Annotated in this window: 20 protein-coding genes and 1 tRNA gene; 8 read left to right on the plus strand and 13 right to left on the minus strand. The window is 64.3% G+C overall.

From position 1 onward, the window contains the following. The first annotated feature begins 28 nt into the window (after nucleotides 1-28). Together IB275_RS21085 and IB275_RS21090 are read left to right on the plus strand one after the other, a co-directional pair. Nucleotides 29-1,225, plus strand: coding sequence for an amino acid aminotransferase (locus tag IB275_RS21085; RefSeq protein ID WP_192290923.1), 1,197 nt, complete (start codon nucleotides 29-31; stop codon nucleotides 1,223-1,225). 69 nt (nucleotides 1,226-1,294) lie between these two features. Further along, nucleotides 1,295-1,370 (plus strand) — tRNA-Asn (locus tag IB275_RS21090). 403 nt (nucleotides 1,371-1,773) lie between these two features. Here IB275_RS21090 and IB275_RS21095 read toward each other — a convergent pair. The 9 genes from IB275_RS21095 to IB275_RS21135 all read right to left on the minus strand — a co-directional run bounded on the left by IB275_RS21095 (nucleotide 1,774) and on the right by IB275_RS21135 (nucleotide 9,439). Further along, nucleotides 1,774-2,121 carry a ComEA family DNA-binding protein gene (locus tag IB275_RS21095; RefSeq protein WP_192290925.1) on the minus strand — a complete coding sequence of 116 codons (348 nt, stop codon included), beginning with the start codon at nucleotides 2,119-2,121 and terminating at the stop codon, nucleotides 1,774-1,776. Between the two features lie 193 nt (nucleotides 2,122-2,314). Next, nucleotides 2,315-4,303: a polysaccharide biosynthesis protein gene (locus tag IB275_RS21100; protein WP_192290927.1), complete on the minus strand. Its 1,989-nt coding sequence runs from the start codon at nucleotides 4,301-4,303 to the stop codon at nucleotides 2,315-2,317. Nucleotides 4,304-4,375: 72 nt separating this feature from the next. Next, nucleotides 4,376-5,401, minus strand: a complete 1,026-nt coding sequence (locus IB275_RS21105) for an MraY family glycosyltransferase (protein ID WP_192290929.1) — start codon at nucleotides 5,399-5,401, stop codon at nucleotides 4,376-4,378. After that, nucleotides 5,398-6,360, minus strand: a complete 963-nt coding sequence (locus IB275_RS21110) for a UDP-glucose 4-epimerase family protein (protein ID WP_192290931.1) — start codon at nucleotides 6,358-6,360, stop codon at nucleotides 5,398-5,400. Before IB275_RS21110 ends, IB275_RS21105 begins: the two co-directional genes overlap by 4 nt. 55 nt (nucleotides 6,361-6,415) lie before the next feature. After that, nucleotides 6,416-7,567, minus strand: a complete 1,152-nt coding sequence (locus IB275_RS21115) for a tetratricopeptide repeat protein (RefSeq protein WP_192290933.1) — start codon at nucleotides 7,565-7,567, stop codon at nucleotides 6,416-6,418. Further along, entirely contained in the window at nucleotides 7,560-7,865 is a 306-nt protein-coding gene (locus IB275_RS21120; protein ID WP_081519338.1) for a LapA family protein, read from the minus strand. The genes IB275_RS21115 and IB275_RS21120 overlap by 8 nt, the downstream gene beginning before the upstream one ends. Before the next feature lie 33 nt (nucleotides 7,866-7,898). Continuing rightward, nucleotides 7,899-8,183, minus strand: coding sequence for an integration host factor subunit beta (gene ihfB, locus IB275_RS21125; protein ID WP_015478091.1), 285 nt, complete (start codon nucleotides 8,181-8,183; stop codon nucleotides 7,899-7,901). 199 nt (nucleotides 8,184-8,382) lie between these two features. Beyond that, a complete protein-coding gene (locus tag IB275_RS21130; RefSeq protein WP_138215036.1) occupies nucleotides 8,383-8,982 on the minus strand; it encodes an FMN-dependent NADH-azoreductase in 600 nt (199 codons plus the stop codon). Nucleotides 8,983-9,124: 142 nt separating this feature from the next. Further along, on the minus strand, nucleotides 9,125-9,439 hold the full coding sequence (locus tag IB275_RS21135) for a 3-phosphoglycerate kinase (RefSeq protein ID WP_081519336.1): 315 nt from the start codon (nucleotides 9,437-9,439) through the stop codon (nucleotides 9,125-9,127). A 55-nt stretch (nucleotides 9,440-9,494) separates the two neighbouring features. Between IB275_RS21135 and IB275_RS21140 the strand changes: the two genes are divergently transcribed. The 4 genes from IB275_RS21140 (at nucleotide 9,495) to IB275_RS21155 (ending at nucleotide 13,744) form a co-directional block, all read left to right on the plus strand. Next, the gene (locus IB275_RS21140; RefSeq protein ID WP_081519335.1) at nucleotides 9,495-10,421 is read left to right on the plus strand and encodes a PA3225 family LysR-type transcriptional regulator; all 927 of its coding nucleotides are present in this window, start codon (nucleotides 9,495-9,497) and stop codon (nucleotides 10,419-10,421) included. A 31-nt stretch (nucleotides 10,422-10,452) separates the two neighbouring features. Then, the gene (locus tag IB275_RS21145; RefSeq protein ID WP_151187814.1) at nucleotides 10,453-11,244 is read left to right on the plus strand and encodes an alpha/beta fold hydrolase; all 792 of its coding nucleotides are present in this window, start codon (nucleotides 10,453-10,455) and stop codon (nucleotides 11,242-11,244) included. Nucleotides 11,245-11,273: 29 nt separating this feature from the next. Further along, complete coding sequence (locus tag IB275_RS21150) at nucleotides 11,274-11,834, plus strand: peptidylprolyl isomerase (protein WP_225601650.1); 561 nt, start codon at nucleotides 11,274-11,276, stop codon at nucleotides 11,832-11,834. A gap of 77 nt (nucleotides 11,835-11,911) precedes the next feature. Next, the gene (locus IB275_RS21155) at nucleotides 11,912-13,744 is read left to right on the plus strand and encodes an ABC transporter ATP-binding protein (RefSeq protein ID WP_192290934.1); all 1,833 of its coding nucleotides are present in this window, start codon (nucleotides 11,912-11,914) and stop codon (nucleotides 13,742-13,744) included. A gap of 133 nt (nucleotides 13,745-13,877) precedes the next feature. On the opposite strand, the gene IB275_RS21160 is transcribed toward IB275_RS21155, so the two are convergent. From IB275_RS21160 to zwf, 3 genes are read right to left on the minus strand one after another with little or no spacing between them, the layout of a single operon-like run. After that, nucleotides 13,878-14,525, minus strand: a complete 648-nt coding sequence (locus IB275_RS21160) for a bifunctional 4-hydroxy-2-oxoglutarate aldolase/2-dehydro-3-deoxy-phosphogluconate aldolase (protein ID WP_192290936.1) — start codon at nucleotides 14,523-14,525, stop codon at nucleotides 13,878-13,880. Nucleotides 14,526-14,542: 17 nt separating this feature from the next. Continuing rightward, the gene (gene pgl / locus IB275_RS21165; protein ID WP_081519330.1) at nucleotides 14,543-15,259 is read right to left on the minus strand and encodes a 6-phosphogluconolactonase; all 717 of its coding nucleotides are present in this window, start codon (nucleotides 15,257-15,259) and stop codon (nucleotides 14,543-14,545) included. After that, nucleotides 15,246-16,715, minus strand: a complete 1,470-nt coding sequence (gene zwf, locus IB275_RS21170) for a glucose-6-phosphate dehydrogenase (RefSeq protein ID WP_192290938.1) — start codon at nucleotides 16,713-16,715, stop codon at nucleotides 15,246-15,248. Before zwf ends, pgl begins: the two co-directional genes overlap by 14 nt. A 186-nt stretch (nucleotides 16,716-16,901) precedes the next feature. Between zwf and IB275_RS21175 the strand changes: the two genes are divergently transcribed. Then, nucleotides 16,902-17,759 carry a MurR/RpiR family transcriptional regulator gene (locus IB275_RS21175; protein WP_081519328.1) on the plus strand — a complete coding sequence of 286 codons (858 nt, stop codon included), beginning with the start codon at nucleotides 16,902-16,904 and terminating at the stop codon, nucleotides 17,757-17,759. A gap of 58 nt (nucleotides 17,760-17,817) precedes the next feature. Here the strand turns inward: IB275_RS21175 and def are convergent, their stop codons facing one another. Then, nucleotides 17,818-18,357 carry a peptide deformylase gene (gene def, locus IB275_RS21180; protein ID WP_192290940.1) on the minus strand — a complete coding sequence of 180 codons (540 nt, stop codon included), beginning with the start codon at nucleotides 18,355-18,357 and terminating at the stop codon, nucleotides 17,818-17,820. Between the two features lie 240 nt (nucleotides 18,358-18,597). Between def and IB275_RS21185 the strand changes: the two genes are divergently transcribed. Next, complete coding sequence (locus IB275_RS21185) at nucleotides 18,598-19,152, plus strand: magnesium transporter (protein WP_192290942.1); 555 nt, start codon at nucleotides 18,598-18,600, stop codon at nucleotides 19,150-19,152. Nucleotides 19,153-19,194: the final 42 nt, after the last annotated feature.

The following is a 19,194-nucleotide window of genomic DNA, read 5'->3' on the forward strand; positions in this document are numbered from 1 at the left end:
TCACTCCCGCCTTAGAGCTGCTGCCAAAATGAGTCTGTTCTCCGCTGTCGAAATGGCCCCCCGTGACCCGATCCTGGGCCTGAACGAAGCTTTCAACGCCGATTCCCGTCCGGGCAAGATCAACCTGGGCGTAGGCGTTTACTACAACGAGGAAGGCCGTCTCCCGTTGCTGCGCGCCGTGCAGGCTGCGGAGAAAGCCCGCATCGAGGCCCACGCTCCGCGCGGCTACCTGCCGATCGAAGGCATCGCCGCCTACGATTCGGGCGTGCAGAAGCTGCTGTTCGGCGCTGATTCCGAGCTGCTGGCCGAAGGCCGTGTGGTCACCACCCAGGCCGTCGGCGGTACCGGCGCGCTGAAGACCGGTGCCGACTTCCTCAAGCGCCTGCTGCCCAACGCCACCGTCGCCATCAGCGACCCGAGCTGGGAAAACCACCGCGCGCTGTTCGAAGCCGCCGGCTTCCCGGTGCAGAACTACCGCTATTACGACGCCGCCACCAACGGCGTGAACCGTGCCGGCCTGCTGGAAGACCTCAACGCCCTGCCCTCGCAGTCCATCGTTGTGCTGCATGCCTGCTGCCACAACCCGACTGGCGTCGACCTGACCATGGATGACTGGAAGCAGGTCCTGGACGTACTCAAGGCCAAGGGCCACGTGCCGTTCCTCGACATCGCCTACCAGGGCTTCGGTGACGGCATCGACGAAGATGCTTCCGCTGTGCGCCTGTTCGCCAAGTCGGGCCTGAACTTCTTCGTGTCCAGCTCCTTCTCCAAGTCGTTCTCGCTGTACGGCGAGCGTGTTGGCGCCCTGTCGGTCGTGACCGACAGCCGCGAGGAGTCCACCCGCGTCCTGTCCCAGGTCAAGCGCGTGATCCGCACCAACTACTCCAACCCGCCGACCCACGGCGCCAGTGTTGTCGCCGCCGTGCTGAACAGCCCGGAACTGCGTGCGGTCTGGGAAGAAGAGCTGGGCGAAATGCGCACCCGCATCCGCGCCATGCGCGTCGCCATGGTCGAGCAGCTGGCCGCCCTGGGCGCCAAGCGCGACTTCAGCTTCGTCGCCGAGCAGCGCGGCATGTTCTCCTACTCCGGCCTGACCGCCGAGCAGGTCGAGCGTCTGAAGAACGAGTTCGGCATCTACGCCGTCGGCACCGGCCGCATCTGCGTCGCCGCGCTGAACAACGGCAACCTGGACACCGTTACCCGCGCCATCGTCCAGGTGCTGTAAAAAAATCAGGGGAAGTCGTCGGCACGATGTTGACTTCCCCTTTTTAATCAGTAAGATACGCTCCGTTGTTCCGCGATAGCTCAGTCGGTAGAGCAAATGACTGTTAATCATTGGGTCCCTGGTTCGAGTCCAGGTCGCGGAGCCAAATTCGAAGCCCTCGGCACATGCCGGGGGCTTTTTTATTGGGTGCTGGACTCTCTCCAGGGACTGCGTCCCAGGTGATCCCCCCTTCGGGGCCGCGCTGAAGCGCGTTCGGCTGACGCCGTCGAGTCCAGGTCGCGGAGCCAAAATTCAAAGCCCTCGGCACACGCCGGGGGCTTTTTTATTGGGCGCTGGACTCTCTCCAGGGACTGCGTCCCAGGTGATTCCCCCTTCGGGGCCGCGCTGAAGCGTGTTCGGCTGACGCCTTCGCCAGGTCGCGGAGCCAAAATTCAAAGCCCTCGGCACACGCTGGGGGCTTTTTTATTGGGCTTCGAAAGCGCCCTCTCCCGATACCTCCATGAAAAAACCGGTCATCGACCGGCTTTTTCATTTCAGCAGGCAAAGACTCAGAGCGAAATCCTGTCGCGGTTCTTGTCCAGGGTGCCCTTGCCAATGCCCTTCACCTCGAGCAACTGATCAACTGTGGTGAACGGCCCATTGCTGGTCCGGTAGTCAACGATGGCCTGGGCCTTCACCTTGCCGATGCCCTTCAGGGACTTCTGCAGCTCTTCGACGGACGCCGTATTGATATTCACTGCCTCGACCTGGGAGACAGGTGCCTTGGTAGTCGGCGCCGGCGCTTCGGCCGCCGGCTTGGCGGCAGGCTGGACGCTGGTGGCTGCCTGGGCGAAACCGCCAAATGAGAGGCTGGTGAGCAGAATCAGGCTGGCAATGGAACGCAGGTTCTTCTTCATGAGTCATTCCCTGGAATGAGAGGCTTCTAGGCGGGCGCGACGGCGCCGCCCAGTGACCATATCGCCAGGAACACTCGTGAAAACCTTGGTTTAGAGAGTCGGCGGCAGTTTCCGGCGACGCCGACAGATCGCCAGGAAAGGACTGACGATACTCGCAGACGCGGCGACCGCCGCACCTGCTAGGAGCCCTGGATCAGGGCTCCATCCGCCGCTGCTGGTGGATCAGATCGACGATCTCGCCCTCGGGGCAATAGCCGCTGACGGTTTCCCGCAACAGTTGCCGAACCCGCGCGTAGTTGCCCTGGTCCACGGCCTTGAGCAGATCCGCCAGGACGAGCTTGAAGCCCTCCCACGGCATCAGTTCCTCGTTGGCCTTCATGATCATCGGATGCTCGGTGGCGCTGACGTTGTCACCGATCAGCAGTTCCTCGTAGAGCTTCTCGCCGGGCCGCAGACCGCTGAACTCGATGGAGATATCACCGTGGGGCGTGCGCTCGGAACGAACGCTAAGACCCGACAGGTGGATCATCCGCTCGGCCAACTCGAGGATCTTCACCGGCTGCCCCATGTCCAGCACGAAGACATCGCCGCCGCGCCCCATGGAGCCGGCCTGGATCACCAGTTGGGCTGCCTCGGGGATAGTCATGAAGTACCGGGTGATACCCGGATGGGTCACGGTGACTGGCCCACCGCGCTTGATCTGCTCGCGGAACAGAGGAATGACGGAGCCGGACGAGCCCAGCACATTGCCGAAGCGGACCATGGTGAAACGGGTCTTGTTGACCTGGTGCACCCCTGACTTGTCGCCGAACAGCACCGGAGCGGACTCCTGGCTCAGTGCCTGCAGGATCATCTCCGCCAGGCGCTTGGTACTGCCCATGACATTGGTCGGGCGCACCGCCTTGTCGGTGGAGATCAGCACGAAGTGCTCGACACCGGCCTGCACTGCCACCTGGGCGGTATGCAGGGTGCCCATCACATTGTTCAGCACCCCCTCGGAAATGTTGTGCTCAACGATGGGCACGTGCTTGTAGGCCGCAGCGTGATAGACCGTGGCGACCTTCCAGGTACGCATCACATCCAGCAGGCGCTCGGCACTGCGGACGGAGCCGAGGATCGGCACCAGCTGCACCGCGAGGGACTCGCGCTTGATGCGGTTTTCCAGTTCCTGGTGCACGCGGTAGAGGTTGTATTCGCTGTGCTCGAACAGTACCAGCACGGTGGGTGATGAGCCGAGGATCTGGCGGCAGAGCTCCGAACCGATGGAGCCACCGGCACCGGTGACCATCACGACCTCGCCACGAATGCAGTGCTCGAACAGCTCCTTGCGCGGCTCGACCGGGTCGCGCCCCAGCAAGTCCGCGATATCCACTTCCTGGATGTCATCCACCCGCACGCGGCCGTTAGCCAGCTCGATGAATCCCGGCACGCTCCGCACGTGAACCGGGTAGGGTTCGAGCAGACCGAGGATTTCACGGCGCCGGGCGCGGGTCGCAGAAGGGATCGCCAGCAGTACTTCCTGCACACCGGTTTCGTCGATCATCTGCTGGATATGCTTGGGCTTGTAGACGCGCAGACCAGCAATAATGCGGTTGGCGATCTCGTCATCGTCATCGATGAAAGCCACTGGGCGCATCGCACGCCCCAGGCGCAACGCCGCCACCAATTGGTTACCGGCGGAGCCGGCACCATAGACGGCCACCTTGGGTAGGCCATCCTGCTGCTTGAGGAACGGAACAGCCTGGACCGCGCTGTACCAGTCCCCCATGAAATATTGGCGCATGGCCAGGCGCAGGCCGCCGATCATCAGCAGGCTCAGCCACCAGTAGTTCAGCACCAGCGAGCGCGGCACCGCCTCGGTCACCGAGCGGTTCCAGTAAACCACCAGCGACAGCAACAGCGCCGAGATCGTCACCGCTTTCCAGATGGCGATCAGCGCGTCATTGCCGAGATAGCGCATCACCGCGCGGTACATGCCGAAGCGAATAAACAGCGGAATCGCCACCGCCGGCGCCGCGACGAACAACCATCCGTGCACCCGGAACGGGTACTCCAGATCTTCTGTACCCAGCCGTACGATGAACGCCAGCCAAAGCGCGAACCACACCAGACAGATGTCAGTGACGACCTGCAGCAATCGTTTATGTCGTCTCGGAAGCCTCAGCAGGCGTTCTCGAAGCATCAGCGCTTGTCCTTAATCCCGAGCGGAGAAAAGTTTCTCACCCGCTACATTGACCACCAGATCCGGTGGAGTTCAGCTCACATCCTGTTCATCCGGACGACCTGCACCCAGATGAGCTACGACAAGCACCAAGGGAGCATAGGCCACAAACAGCCCCAGCAAACCCGAAACATGCCCGAGTGCCACCAGCAATGCCAATGGCATGAGCCAAATCAAATTGACGGCAGTCACCATCAACGACACCCGCAAGTGGCTACCGTAACGGCGCGAAGCGCGCTGGTAGGCATGGCTGCGATGGGCCTCGTAGACCCGTTCGCCACGCACCAGACGGTGGATCAGCGTGAAGGTGGCATCTACCACGAACACGCCGAGCAGGATCAGCCAACTCCAGATCAGGGGTGCGGACACCGCCCCCGCCTGCAGCGCCAGCCCTCCGATCATCAACCCGAGGAAACCACTGCCCGCATCTCCCATGAAGATCCGCGCCGGAGGGAAATTCCAGATCAGGAAGCCCGTCGCCGCCATGCCCAGGATCAAGGGCAACCAAACCAGCTGCCAGTCTCCGACGAACCACCCGCAGAGTGCCCCGCCCAGACAGACACTGATGGCTTCCAGACCGGCGATCCCATCGATGCCGTCCATGAAGTTGTAAAGGTTGAGCACCCAGACCAGGAATACCGCGCCCAGCAGGTCGCCGGCCATTCCCAGGTTCAGCGTCCCCCACGGCACAGCCAGCGCAGGCAGCCCGCCCAGCCAGCCAAGCAGCCAGAACGCGGCGACAAAATGCCCCAGCAACCGCCAACGCGCCGGAATATGACGGTGATCATCGAGGAAACCAATGACCGCAACCAGCGCGCCGGCCGGCAGCAGGGCCAACAGGCTGCTCGCTTCCACCGCACCGAGAGCACCAGCCAAGGGCAGACAGCCCAGAAAACCCAGCACGATGGCAACGCCACCACCACGCGGCGTCGGAATCTGGTGTGAGCTCCGGGCATTGGGAATATCCATGATGCTGCGCGCCAGCGCATAACGGCGCACGCCGGCCGTCATCGCACAGGATGCGATGAACACAGCCGCCAGCAGAATAGCCATGCTCATCGTCCCTGCTCCTGACCACATCCCTGCGCTGCTGCCCTCAGGGCCTGCTCGACACTGACCGGCGGAGTCCAGCCCAATCGGCTGCGCGTCGTGGAGATATCCACCTGCAGCGACCCCAGCAAGCGCTGGACCTGCTGGCTCCGCCCGGCCAGCAGCCCCAGCAGGCGCAACAGCGCAGCCGGAACCGGCAGTAGCCGCGGGCGAACCCCCAGGGCCTTGCTGAGACCACGGCAAAGCTGTGCCGTCGACAAATCTTCACCGTCGCTCACCAGGAACACCTGCCCGGCGGCCGCGGGATGGCGTGCGCAAAGCAGCAGCAGATCGACCAGATTGTCCCGCGCGACCAGACTGCGGCGATTGTCGATGGAGCCGAATGGCAACGGCAGGCGACGCTGCAAGGCGCGCATCAGGCTGGCGAAATTGGCCTTCACACCCGGACCATAGACCAGCGGCGGGCGCACCACGGCGACTTCGAGCCCGGTCTGCCGGGCGACATCGAACAGGGCCTGCTCGGCTTCGAGCTTGGACTGGCCGTAAGGGTCCTGCGGTTTCGGCTCGGCGTCAGCAGTAAAGGGATGGCCCGGAGCAGTCTCCTCGCCATTGACCTTGATCGAACTGACAAAGACGAACCGCTTCGCACCGGCTGCCGCGGCCTGCTGCGCCAGATGCCGGGTCGCCTCGACGTTTACCGCGCGAAACTCGGCAAGCGGGTCCGCCGCCTGCTCGTCCATGACATGAACGCGGGCAGCGCAGTGGATCACCACATCAACCCCTTGCAATGCCTGCATCCAGGATTGCGCCACGCTCAACCCGTCGATGAGCGCCACTTCAACACCTTCAGGGTATTGCGCAATGGCGCCACGCTGGGCAACGCGAACCTGCACGTGATCTTCCTGGCACAAACGCGCCAGTACGCCTCGGCCGACAAAACCGCTTGCGCCCGTGAGTAGAACCTTCAATCCAGTACCTGCAGAAGCTGACGCCTGCGGCGTCTTCCATGTTTGAGCGAACGCGTCAGAGCGGCGAAATGACCGGCCGCAGGGCATTCCAAGCGTGGCAACTGGGACATTGCCAGTGCAGTTCGCGACCGGCAAAACCACACTTGCCGCATCGATAGCGCGGCATTGTCTTATACAACCCGGTGATTATTGGAGCGATTTTTCCCGTCGCCGAATCTTTTTCAGTGTCGCTCCCGACCACTTCCAGGTATTCGCCCACACCTTGCCAGGAAGGATGGCGTTCCACCCGCTGCAACAAACTCTCGCGCCAGCTGGAAGAGCGTCCCGGCGGCTCGCTTTCGGCCAACAACGCGAGGATCGCCGGAGGCACTTCCTCGCCCTCTGCAAGCTCGCGCAAACAGGCCAGCACCTCGGGCCGGGCAAGACCGTCGTGACGACGCAACAGCGGAACGATCTCGCCCAGGAAGGCCTTGGCATCGCTCGCCAGCTCGCCGATGGTGGCGACAGCAGCGGCCGGATCCTTGCGCCACAACTCGCAATCCAGCCGCATCAGCAGAGCGCGTACGCAGCGCTTGTCGACGCGACGAGCCTCGCGCAGCAATTCCTGCATGGCACTGCGATCCCCGGTCTTGCCTTTTTCCTGAGCGAGCTCGCAGTAATAGTTGGCCAGCGCGGCGCTCAGCTCGGGACGGCTCGGTACCAGCCGGGCGGCCAGTTCGATGGCGCGCGACCAGTTCTTCTCGCGTTCACAGATCAGCCGCTGCTCGTCGAGCGCCTCGAGAGAGATGGGCTCATCACGCTGCTGGATCAGCTCGTCCAGCAACTCTTCGGCACTGCCGAGCAAGCCGCCAGCAATGTAGTCACGGGCCAGTTCCAGGCGTACTTGCGCCACAAGCGAGCCATCCTCGCCAGCTCGACCCAGCAAATCCTGGTGGATGTGGATGGCCTTTTCGATATCGCCGCGACGGCGGAACAGGTTGCCAACGTGCAGGTGGCTTTCGAGCGTTTCCGGGCTGACGACCAGGCCCTGGGAAAGGCTTTCCAGCGCGTCGTCGGAGTGCCGCTCCAGCAGGTTATGCATGCTGTGGACGCGCGCCCGGAGGTTCGTTTCGGGCGCTGACCGGGTTCGGGAAAGAGAGCGACGCCCCATCCACCAGCCGATGGCCAGGGCGCAGAAGAAGAACAGCGTGGCGATGACGCTAGGCATGGTCCGTCAGCGACTTTTCACGCAGCGCGTCATTCTCCTTGCGGAAGCGGGTGACTTCGGAGCGCAGCCCGGTCATGCGGACGTGCGTCTTCGCGCGGAAGGGAATGCTCAGCAAAAGGCCGATCACGCCGCCAACAATGAAGGCAAGGGAGATGAAGACCACCAGCGGCCACTGCGGAGACTGCCAGCCGAGGAAGGTCAGTTGCGCGGGCTGCAGGTTTTCAAGGACGAAAACCACGACGACGGCGGCCAGGACGACCAGCGCCAGAATCAGCAGGAAACGTTTTGCCCGAAGCATGGACACTCCTTCTTGAAGACGGATACCCCGGGGTCACTCGGGCTCGTTGACGCGGTCGCGCAGCTCCTTGCCGGGCTTGAAGTGCGGGACGAACTTGCCGTCCAGGCGCACGGACTCGCCAGTCTTCGGATTACGGCCGGTGCGCGGCGCACGGTAATGCAGCGAGAAGCTACCGAAACCCCGGATTTCGATGCGATCCCCAGTGGCCAGAGCCTGGGACATTTGCTCAAGCATGGTCTTGATCGCCAGCTCCACATCCTTTGCGGAAAGCTGCCCCTGATGGGTGACGATTCTCTCGATCAACTCCGACTTGGTCATGGTTTTCCCTTCTTTTTCAAGCGGCTAGATCAGCTCTAGGTTCTTTTAGCATGCTGGTCATGCTTTGAACAGCCCGAACAGAAAGGATGTGTTTTCATCCGGTCAAGTAGTTGGCAAATAAAAAATGGCCGATCCCCGGGGAGGCGATCGGCCACGGTCGCGTCCAGGAGCGGAAGGACGCGCAAGGGAGAAAAGCAGATCAGGCGATGGCGGCGAGCTGCGCCTTGGCCTTGGCCAGGCCCTTCTCGGCGAATTCGCCGCCCATGTTCAGGCCTTCGGCATGGATGAAGGTCACGTCGTGGATGCCGACAAAGCCCAGCGCCTGGCGCAGGTAGGGTTCCTGGTGGTCCAGCGCACCGCCGGCGTAGACGCCGCCACGGCTGGTCAGGACGAAGGCGCGCTTGCCGGTGAGCAGACCCTGCGGGCCGGTCTCGGTGTACTTGAAGGTGACGCCGGCGCGCAGCACGTGGTCCAGCCAGGACTTCAGGGTGCTGGGGATGGCGAAGTTGTACATCGGCGCAGCCAGGACCAGCACGTCGGCGGCCTGCAGTTCGGCAGTCAGCTGGTTGGAGCGTTCCAGAGCGGCGCGTTCGATCTCGCTGTGCTCCTGAGCCGGCTTCATCCAGCCGCCCAGCAGGTTGGCGTCCAGGTGCGGCACCTGCTCGACGGCCAGGTCGCGGACCTGGACGTCGTCGGCCGGGTGGGCGGCCTGCCACTGGGCGATGAAATCGCGGGTCAGCTGGCGGGAAACGGAACCTTCCTGACGGGCACTGCTTTCGATAACCAGAACGCGGGACATGGACTGGACCTCCATCGGTCGTTGAATGTGTCGATGGAGGTCATCCTAAATATGAACAAATCGATAAAAAAGCGTAAATAGTCGCTTCTAATTATCGAATAAATTGATTTCTTGCCTGACAGCTTCTAGTCTTGTCGGGAGCTCAGGAAGGATTGCAGGTCAGCTTGATCCGCAGCTTGATCACTGCGCGGCTGAAGCTGGAAGTCAGGTTGGCCTCCTTGCCTGGCGCAATGGTGGCCTTGCGCACATGCGGCGTCTCGGGACCGTTGACGAAGACCGCGGTGCAGGTCACCGGCTGCTGGCCGCCGTTGCGCAAGAGGATCGCCCCCATCTGGTCGCCGATATCCTGGGTCTCGATGTCCATCTCGGTGCCATTGAGGCTCTTCTGCACTTCGATGGGATAGGCCAGGGCGGTCAGCGGCAACATGGCCAGAACGGCACAACAGAATTTTTTCATGGCGGTCTCTTGTTGGTCTTCTGCGGACCGCCAGAGTAGACAAGAGGAAGCGAGGATGAAAGCGCCCCGCGTTACCCTGGATCAGTGGAGAACCCTGCAGGCCGTGGTCGATCACGGCGGCTTCGCCCAGGCGGCCGAAGCCCTGCACCGTTCGCAGTCGTCGATCAGCTACACCGTGGCGCGCATGCAGGAGCAGCTCGGCGTGCCGCTGCTGCGCATCGACGGACGCAAGGCCGTGCTCACCGAGGCCGGTGAAGTACTGCTACGCCGCTCGCGGCAACTGGTGAAATCCGCCGGCCAGCTGGAAGAACTGGCCCACCACATGGAACAGGGCTGGGAGCCGGAAGTGCGCCTGGTCGTCGACGCCGCCTACCCCACCGTGCGTCTGGTGCGTTCGCTGTCGGCCTTCATGCCACAGAGCCGCGGCTGCCGCGTGCTGCTGCGCGAAGAGGTGCTGTCGGGTGTGGAGGAAGCGCTGGTGCAGGGCCATGCAGACCTCGCCATCAGTGGCCTGAACATTCCCGGCCACCTGGGCGCCGATCTCTCCATCGTCGACTTCGTCGCTGTCGCCCATCCCGATCATCCGCTGCATCGCCTGCAACGCGAGGTCACCCACCAGGACCTGGAAACCCAGATGCAGGTGGTGATCCGCGACTCCGGCCGTCTGCAACCGCGCGACGTCGGCTGGCTCGGCGCCGAGCAGCGCTGGACCGTCGGCAGCCTCGCCACCGCCGCCACCTTCGTCAGCAACGGCCTGGGCTTCGCCTGGCTGCCGCGGCACATGATCGAGCGTGAACTGCGCGACGGGCAGCTCAAGCCGCTGCTGATGAAACAGGGCGGCGTGCGCGAGAGCCGCTTCTATCTTTACCCGAACAAGGAAAAGCCCCTGGGCCCGGCCACGCAGATCCTCGTGGAACTGCTGACCACCTTCGCCAACGTGCCCCTCGACGCCCATTTCGCCGCCCCGGAAAGCCCGGCCTGAAGCCACAGCCCGCACGAACAAGGAGCTCGTCATGCCGTTCTTCGACCACGCCGGTCATCGCCTGCACTACGAGGAAAGCGGACTCGGCACGCCGGTGCTGCTGGTGCATGGGCTCGGTTCCAGCACCCGCGACTGGGAATACCAGGTGCCGGAGCTGGAGAAACGTCATCGGGTGATCGCCCTCGACGTACGCGGCCACGGCCAGTCGGACAAACCGCGCCAGCGTTACAGCATCGCCGCCTTCGCCGAGGACGTGATCGCCCTGCTCGATCACCTGGGCCTTGGCCGCGTGCATCTGGTGGGCATCAGCATGGGCGGCATGATCGGCTTCGAACTGGCTACCCGCTGGCCGGAGCGGCTGAACAGCCTGACCATCGTCAACAGCGCCCCGGAAGTGAAACCCCGCAGCCTGCGCGAGTACCTGGAAGTGGCGCGCCGGCTGTTCCTCGCCCACGTGCTGGGCCTGGATACGGTGGGCAAGGCGCTGGGCAGGATGCTCTTCCCCAAGCCCGAACAGAGCGACCTGCGCCGCAAGATCCAGCAACGCTGGCCGCAAAACGACAAGCGCGCCTACCTCTCCAGCCTGCACGCCATCATCGGCTGGGGTGTGCAGGAACGCCTGGCGCGCATAACCTGTCCAACCTTGGTGATCAGCGCCGACCGCGACTACACCCCGGTCTCGCTCAAGCAGGCCTATGTCGGGCGCATGCCCAACGCACGCCTGGTGGTGATCGAGGACTCGCGCCACGCGACCCCGCTGGACCAGCCGGAAAGATTCAATACCACCCTGCTCGACTTCCTCGAGCAGGTCGACCATCCCTAGAACCTTCAGGAAACATCCGCCAAATGACCCTGTTCAAACGCTTCCTGCTCGCTGCCTGCTCCCTGGTCCTGGCCGGCTCGGCAATCGCCGCCGACGCCAACAAGCCCCACGTGCTGCTGTCCACCACCTCGGGTGAAATCGAAATCGAGCTGTACGCCGACAAGGCGCCGATTTCCGTGAAGAACTACCTGTCCTACGTCGACAGCGGCTTCTACAACGGAACCATCTTCCACCGCGTGATCCCCAACTTCATGATCCAGGGTGGCGGCTTCACCGAAGCCATGAAGGAGAAGGACACCCAGGCGCCGATCAAGAACGAGGCCGACAACGGCCTGCTCAATGAGCGCGGCACCCTGGCCATGGCCCGCACCAGCGACGTGAACTCCGCCACCAGCCAGTTCTTCATCAACCTGACTGGCAACGATTTCCTCAACCACGGCGCCCGCGACTTCGGCTACGCAGTCTTCGGCAAGGTCGTGCGCGGCATGGGCGTGGTCGACCAGATCGCCGGCGTGAAGACCGGCAACAAAGGCATGTTCCAGGACGTACCGACCACCCCGGTGGTCATCCTCTCCGCCAAGCGTCTGTGATTCTGCGCAACCACGGCTGACGGAGGCCATTCAAGGCGAGCCCGGGACGGGCTCGCCGACACAACCCGAGAGCCATCATGCTTTACCGTCGTTTCGAGCGTCTGATCGATCCCTTCCGCGACGTCCCCGAGCGCATGCCGCCCTCCGACGTCGTCCGCTTCTACGTCTACTACCTGCGCCAGGTCTGGCCGGTTTTCCTCGCTCTGCTCTTCGTCGGGTTGATCGTCGCGCTGATCGAGGTCGCACTGTTCAGCTACCTCGGGCGCATCGTCGACCTCGCCCAGGGCACCGCCCCCGCCGACTTTTTCACCGTGCACGGCCGCGAGCTGATCTGGATGGCCGTGGTGGCACTGGTGCTGCGCCCCGTGTTCAACGGCCTGCACGACATGCTGGTGCACCAGAGCATCAACCCCAGCATGACCAACCTGATTCGCTGGCAGAACCACCGCTATGTACTCAAGCAGAGCCTGGGCTTCTTCCAGAACGACTTCGCCGGGCGCATCGCCCAGCGCATCATGCAGACCGGCAACTCCCTGCGCGACTCCGCCGTGCAGGTGGTCGACGCCATCTGGCACGTGCTCATCTACACCATCAGCGCGCTGGTGCTGTTCGCCGAGGCGGACTGGCGCCTGATGATTCCGCTGGTACTGTGGGTAATCGGCTACGTCGGCGCGCTGGGCTACTTCATCCCGCAGGTGAAGCAGCGCTCGGTGATCGCTTCGGATTCGCGCTCGAAACTCATGGGCCGGATCGTCGACGGCTACACCAACATCACCACCCTCAAACTGTTCGCCCACACGCGCCAGGAAGAGGACTACGCCCGCGAAGCCATCGACGACCAGACCCGCAAGGCTCAGCGCGCTGGGCGCGTGGTGACCTCGATGGACGTCACCATCACCATCTTCAACGGACTGCTGATCGCCGGTACCACAGGCCTCGCCCTGTGGCTGTGGACCCAGTCGCTGATCTCGGTGGGCGCCATCGCCCTGGCCACCGGCCTGGTCATCCGCATCAACAACATGTCCGGCTGGATCATGTGGGTGGTCGGCGGCATCTTCGAGAACGTCGGCCAGGTACAGGACGGCATGCAGACCATCGCCCTGCCCCGTCAGGTGACCGATGCGCCCGACGCCAAGCCGCTGGTGGTGAAGCACGGCGAAGTGCGCTTCGACCAGGTGAACTTCAGCTATGGCAAGGGTGGCGGCCTGATCAGCGGCCTCGAGCTGACCGTGCGCCCCGGCGAGAAGATCGGCCTGGTCGGTCCTTCCGGCGCCGGCAAGTCGACCCTGGTAAACCTGCTGCTGCGCCTCTACGACCTGGAGGGCGGACGCATCCTGATCGACGGCCAGGACATCGCCCACGTGACCCAGGAGAGCCTGCGCGCGCAGATCGGCATGGTCACCCAGGACACCTCGTTGCTGCACCGTTCGATCCGCTCCAACCTGCTCTACGGCCGCCCGGACGCCGGCGAGGCCGAATTGCAGGACGCAATCCAGAAGGCCCGCGCCTCGGAGTTCATCCCGCAACTGAGCGATGCCGAAGGCCGCTTCGGCCTCGATGCCCATGTCGGCGAGCGCGGCGTGAAGCTCTCCGGCGGCCAGCGCCAGCGCATCGCAATCACCCGCGTGCTGCTCAAGGACGCGCCGATCCTGATCCTCGACGAAGCCACCTCGGCGCTGGATTCGGAAGTGGAAGCGGCGATCCAGGAAAGCCTGGAAACCCTGATGCAGGGCAAGACCGTGATCGCCATCGCCCACCGCCTCTCGACCATCGCACGCATGGATCGCCTGGTGGTACTGGAGCACGGTCGCGTGGTCGAGAGCGGCAGCCATGCCGAGCTGCTCGCCCACGGAGGGCTGTATGCGCGGCTATGGCGGCACCAGACCGGCGGGTTCGTCGGGGTGGATTGAATCCGGAGCCACCCTGCAGGAGCGGGCCATGCCCGCGATCGCGCCCAGGGGGCGCTCTTACAGGGTGCGCCGCGGTATACGGCGCCCATAAAAAAGCCCGGCATAAAGCCGGGCACCTCCAGATCAGGACAGCTCAGTGTGTGTCCAGCAGCGCCAGCGCCTCGCGGCTCAGGCGCTCGACCGTGGCCCAGTCGCCGCTGTCGATGGCGGCCTTGGGCAGCATCCAGCTGCCGCCCACGCACATCACGTTGGCCAGCCGGTAGTAGTCGTTGAGGTTGTCCGGGCCGACGCCGCCGGTGGGGCAGAAACGGACCTCCGGGAACGGCCCGCCAAACGCCTTGAGCGCTTCCACGCCGCCGGCGACCTTCGCCGGGAACAGCTTGAAGCGGCGCAGGCCATGACGGTACGCCGCCATGATTTCCGATGCGGTGGCCACGCCGGGCAGCAGCGGCACCGGGCGGGTCAGCGCGTACTGCAGCAACTCGTCGGTGCAGCCGGGGGTGACGATGAACTTCGCCCCCGCCTCTTCCGCCTGGGCGAAGGTTTCCGGGTCGAGCACGGTGCCGGCGCCGACAACCAGCTCCGGGCGCTGCTCGCTCAGCTGACGAATCGCGGTGAGGCCCAGCGACGTCCGCAAGGTCACTTCCAGAACGGTGATGCCGCCGGCTGCCAGAGCATCCGCCATGGGCAGGATGTCCGCCTCGCGGTCGATGGTGATCACCGGCAGGATGCGAGCACGCTGCGCGAGGGCATCGATCTGCTGGATGTGTTGTTCAGACATTGCGGTAACTCCGTGCCTCAGGGGCACCAGTGGATCGAAAGAGGCGAACGCAGGAACGCATTGATGGGCATGCGCTGGTCGTCGTTGTCGCTGAGCGCCTGGCTCAGGGTAGCGAGCTTGGACTCGCCCTGGATGGCCAGGATCTGCACCCGCGCACCCTGCAGCACGGCACGGGTCAGGGTCAGGCGCTGGTGCGGTACGGTCGGCGCCCACATCGGCAGGCAACGGCGGGTGCCGGCCGGGTCGAGCGCCTCCACCAGATTGGTGCTGCCGGGGAACAGCGAAGCCGTGTGGCCATCGTCGCCCATGCCCAGCACCAGCACATCGATGGGCAGCATCAATTCATGCAGGTAACGATCGGCCTTGTCGGCCGCTTCTTCCAGGCTGGCTGCCGGCTGGTAGATGCCGATGAACTGCGCCTTGGCTGCCGCGCCCTTGAACAGGTGACGACGCAGCAGGCCGGCGTTGCTGTCCGGATGCGACTCGGGCACCCAGCGCTCGTCGGCAAGGCTGACGGCCACTTTCGACCAGTCCAGCACGGCGCCACTCAGGGCTTCGAGGAAAGCCACCGGGCTGCGCCCGCCGGATACCACCAGCAGCGCGCGGCCGCGTTCGATCAATGCCTCGCGCAGCGCGTCGGCTACCGCTTCGGCCAGGCCGCGAGCCTGCTCGGCGGCGTTGTTCCAGGTCTTCCAGGCCATGCCTTCAGCCAGTTGGGGTTCAAAGATCGCCATACCAGTCCCTCCCGTCGCGTGCGATCAGGGCAACCGAGGCCTGCGGCCCCCAGCTTCCGGCCGGATAGGGCTTGGGCTCCTCGCCCAGGCGCCCCCAGCCGTCGATAAGGCCGTCGCACCATGTCCAGGCGGCCTCGATCTCATCCTTGCGGACGAACAGGTTCTGGTTGCCTTGCGTGACTTCCAGCAACAGTCGCTCGTAGGCATCCGGCGTCCGGGCGGTCTGGAAGGTTTCGGAGAAATTCAGTTGCAGCGGGCCGGTGCGCAGTTGCATGCCCTTGCCCAGGCCCTGGTCCTTGGTCATCACCTGCAGGGAAATGCCCTCGTCCGGCTGAAGGCGGATGATCAGCCGGTTGCTGATCAGCGAACGCTGCTCCGGAGCGAAGATGTAGTGCGGCGGTTCCTTGAAGTGGATGACGATCTGCGAGTGCTTCTGCGGCATGCGCTTGCCGGTACGCAGGTAGAACGGCACGCCGGACCAGCGCCAGTTGCGGATATCCACGCGCAGGGCGACGAAGGTCTCGGCATCGCTGTTGGGGTTGGCGTTCTCCTCGGCGACGTAGCCGGGCACCGCCTTGCCGTCGATGTAGCCGGCGGTGTACTGGCCACGCACTACGCGGGTTGCCAGCTGTTCGGGGGCGATGGGTTCCAGCGCGCGCAGCACCTTCACCTTCTCGTCACGGATGCTGTCGGCGGTAAGGTCCGCCGGCGGGTCCATGGCGATCAGGCAGAGCAGTTGCAGCAGGTGGTTCTGCACCATGTCGCGCAGCTGGCCGGCCTTGTCGAAGTAACCCCAGCGGCCTTCGATACCGACCTTCTCGGCCACGGTGATCTCCACGTGGGAGATGTGGTTCTGGTTCCACTGGGTCTCGAACAGGCTATTGGCAAAGCGCAGCGCGATGAGGTTCTGCACCGTTTCCTTGCCCAGGTAGTGGTCGATCCGGTAAATGCGGTTTTCCGGGAAGAAGCGTGCCACCGCGTCGTTGACCGCGCGGGACGATTCCAGGTCGTGGCCGATGGGCTTTTCCAGAACTACCCGGGTGCGCTCGGCGAGGCCGGCGGCGGCAAGGTTCTCGCAGATACCGCCGAATACCGAGGCGGCGGTAGCGAAGTAGGCGACCAGGGTCTTCTCGTCACCCACCAGCTCAGCCAGCGCCTGGTAGGAACCGGCATCGAGGAAATCCATGCTCAGGTGATGCAGGCGCGCCTGGAAGCGGGCCCAGACGGCTTCGTCCCACTCCTTCGCCGGCACGGCCTGGCGCAGGCGGCTCTCAATGGTCGCCAGGGGGGCTTCGCTGGCGCCGTCGTCGCGGGCCAGCGCGAGAATGCGGGTGTCGCGGTGCAGCAGGTCTTCACGGTCGAGCTGGTAGAGCGCCGGCAGCAGCTTGCGCAGGGCGAGATCACCCAGGGCGCCGAACAACGCGAGGGTGCAGGGCAGAACACGGACTTCAGGCATTTGTTGTTACCAACCAAATTTTGGACGATAGTTAGCCTTCTACGCCGGCATTAAGACAAATATGTAGTAATTAAACAACATATTTTTGCCGCTTCGCGCCGTTGTTGGTCGCCTGCCGGCCTGACGTTAGGATAGCGCCGCTAGCCGCACCTACCCGGCCAACCGTCGATTGCCCAAGGAGCACGGATGAAAAACCTGCTGGAGCAGATCCAGAGCCGTCTGGAAGAGCTGAACAAGGCCGAGCGCAAGGTCGCCGAAGTGATCCTGCGCGATCCGCAGCAGGCCACGCGCTTCAGCATCGCCGCGCTGGCCCAGGCCTCCAGCGTCAGCGAGCCGACGGTGAACCGCTTCTGCCGTTCCTTCGGCATGAGCGGCTACCCGGAGCTGAAGATCCAGCTGGCCCAGAGCCTGGCCAGCGGCGCGGCCTTCGTGACCCAGGCGGTGGCCGCCGACGACGGCCCCGAGGCCTACACGCGCAAGATCTTCAGCAGCACCATCGCCTCGCTGGACAGCGCCCACAAGGTACTCGACCCGAAGCTGATCGACCGCGCCGTGGACCTGTTGATCCAGGCCCGGCAGATTCACTTCTTCGGCCTCGGCGCGTCCAGCTCCGTGGCGCTGGACGCGCAGCACAAGTTCTTCCGCTTCAACCTGGCGGTGTCGGCGCAGAGCGATGTGCTGATGCAGCGAATGATCGCCTCGGTGGCGCACACCGGCGACCTGTTCGTGGTGATTTCCTACACCGGTCGCACACGCGAGCTGGTGGACGTGGCGCACCTGGCGCGGCAGAACGGCGCCTCGGTGCTCGGCCTGACCGCCGCCGACTCGCCGCTGGCTCGCGCCAGCACCCTGAGCCTGGACATCCCGCTGCCGGAGGACACCGACATCTATATGCCGATGACTTCGCGGATCATCCAGCTGACCGTACTCGACGTGCTCGCCACCGGCGTGACCCTGCGCCGTGGCGTGGACTTCCAGCCGCACCTGCGCAAGATCAAGGAGAGCCTGGTGCCGACGCGCTACCAGCTCGACGAGGAAGACTGAACGCCGCCGCTCCCGCAGTTAGAATCCTGCGCCTGCCCCTGACTCGATTCGTGCCTGATCAGTCATCCGCGCCCGGATCGAGCCCCGGGAACAGCACCTCGGTAAAGCCGAACTTGGTGAAATCGGTAATGCGCGACGGGTACAGGCGGCCGATCAGGTGGTCGCACTCGTGCTGCACCACGCGGGCGTGGAATCCGTCCACAGTGCGGTCGATAGGCTGCCCCTGCGGGTCGACGCCCTGGTAGCGGATGCGCTGATGGCGGTTCACCGCACCGCGCAGGCCCGGCACCGACAGGCAGCCTTCCCAGCCCTCCTCCAGCTCATCGCCGATGGGCGTGATCACCGGGTTGAGCAGGATGGTCGGCGGCACCGCTGGCGCGTCCGGATAGCGCTCGCTGCGCTCGAAGCCGAAGATCACCAGTTGCAGGTCGACACCGATCTGCGGCGCGGCCAGACCGACGCCGCCGACGTGGTGCATGGTCTCGAACATGTCATCGATCAGTTGCTGCAGCTCGGCGCTGCCGATCATCGACTCGGGCACCGGTGGGGCGATGCGCAGCAGGCGCTCGTCGCCCATCTTGAGAATCTCGCGGATCATTCTCGGCCTCGTTCGCCGTTGCGTGAAAGCGGCATGCTTCCAATGAGAGCTGCATCCTCGGCCCCCGCAACCGGTCTGGCAACCCCGCGACCGCCGGGCAGCGCCCCGGAGCCCGCAGCGCCGCGGTGGTAGACTGATCTGCGACGACAACCATCGAACGACGGATATTTGCCGAATTTCACGGCAGATGGCGGTCGAACCCTGGGGGGAACTTTCATTCCGAGGGGCGTGAGGTTCGTCATGAACAGGCATTACTACATCAGCGACAACCTGGACGACCTGGAGCAGGTCGAGCAGGAACTCTCCGAAAGCGGCATCGGCATCGAACAGATGCATGTGCTCAGCGACAGCGACGCGGAACTGCAGGAGCACCGCCTTCACGAAGTGCCCTCGATGATGAAGAAGGACGTGGTGCACTGGGGCAAGATCGGCCTGATGATCGGTGCCGCGCTGGCCGTGCTGGTACTGGTGGTCGGCTACCTGAGCGGCTGGACGCAGACGGCGGCCGGCTGGATTCCGGTGCTCTTCCTCGCCGCGGTGCTGCTGGGCTTCAGCCTGTGGGAAAGCAGCTTCTTCGGCCTGCAGCGCCCCAGCGGCGACGTACGCCGCTTCCAGGACAACCTGCATGAAGGCCGCCACGTGTTCTTCGTCGACGTGAAGCCCGAGCAGGAACCGGTGCTGGACATGGTGGTGCGCCACCACCCGCGCCTGGAGATCGCCGGCTTCGGCAGCGCCATGCCGGCCTGGTGGCTCTCCGTCGAGCAGGCCTGGAACCGCTTCCGCCACATGATGTGATGCGCACCGGCCGCGCGCCGGTGGTTATGCGGACCCTCTCCG

It is taken from the genome of Pseudomonas sp. PDM21 (assembly GCF_014852505.2).
Lineage (GTDB): Bacteria > Pseudomonadota > Gammaproteobacteria > Pseudomonadales > Pseudomonadaceae > Pseudomonas.

Coding starts and splice junctions, on each gene's coding strand:
- IB275_RS21085 (WP_192290923.1), top strand. CDS start 29: ATGAGTCTGTTCTCCGCTGTCGAAATGGCCCCCCGTGACCCGATCCTG.
- IB275_RS21095 (WP_192290925.1), bottom strand. CDS start 2,121: ATGAAGAAGAACCTGCGTTCCATTGCCAGCCTGATTCTGCTCACCAGC.
- IB275_RS21100 (WP_192290927.1), bottom strand. CDS start 4,303: ATGCTTCGAGAACGCCTGCTGAGGCTTCCGAGACGACATAAACGATTG.
- IB275_RS21105 (WP_192290929.1), bottom strand. CDS start 5,401: ATGAGCATGGCTATTCTGCTGGCGGCTGTGTTCATCGCATCCTGTGCG.
- IB275_RS21115 (WP_192290933.1), bottom strand. CDS start 7,567: ATGCCTAGCGTCATCGCCACGCTGTTCTTCTTCTGCGCCCTGGCCATC.
- IB275_RS21120 (WP_081519338.1), bottom strand. CDS start 7,865: ATGCTTCGGGCAAAACGTTTCCTGCTGATTCTGGCGCTGGTCGTCCTG.
- ihfB (WP_015478091.1), bottom strand. CDS start 8,183: ATGACCAAGTCGGAGTTGATCGAGAGAATCGTCACCCATCAGGGGCAG.
- IB275_RS21130 (WP_138215036.1), bottom strand. CDS start 8,982: ATGTCCCGCGTTCTGGTTATCGAAAGCAGTGCCCGTCAGGAAGGTTCC.
- IB275_RS21135 (WP_081519336.1), bottom strand. CDS start 9,439: ATGAAAAAATTCTGTTGTGCCGTTCTGGCCATGTTGCCGCTGACCGCC.
- IB275_RS21140 (WP_081519335.1), top strand. CDS start 9,495: ATGAAAGCGCCCCGCGTTACCCTGGATCAGTGGAGAACCCTGCAGGCC.
- IB275_RS21145 (WP_151187814.1), top strand. CDS start 10,453: ATGCCGTTCTTCGACCACGCCGGTCATCGCCTGCACTACGAGGAAAGC.
- IB275_RS21155 (WP_192290934.1), top strand. CDS start 11,912: ATGCTTTACCGTCGTTTCGAGCGTCTGATCGATCCCTTCCGCGACGTC.
- IB275_RS21160 (WP_192290936.1), bottom strand. CDS start 14,525: ATGTCTGAACAACACATCCAGCAGATCGATGCCCTCGCGCAGCGTGCT.
- pgl (WP_081519330.1), bottom strand. CDS start 15,259: ATGGCGATCTTTGAACCCCAACTGGCTGAAGGCATGGCCTGGAAGACC.
- zwf (WP_192290938.1), bottom strand. CDS start 16,715: ATGCCTGAAGTCCGTGTTCTGCCCTGCACCCTCGCGTTGTTCGGCGCC.
- IB275_RS21175 (WP_081519328.1), top strand. CDS start 16,902: ATGAAAAACCTGCTGGAGCAGATCCAGAGCCGTCTGGAAGAGCTGAAC.
- def (WP_192290940.1), bottom strand. CDS start 18,357: ATGATCCGCGAGATTCTCAAGATGGGCGACGAGCGCCTGCTGCGCATC.
- IB275_RS21185 (WP_192290942.1), top strand. CDS start 18,598: ATGAACAGGCATTACTACATCAGCGACAACCTGGACGACCTGGAGCAG.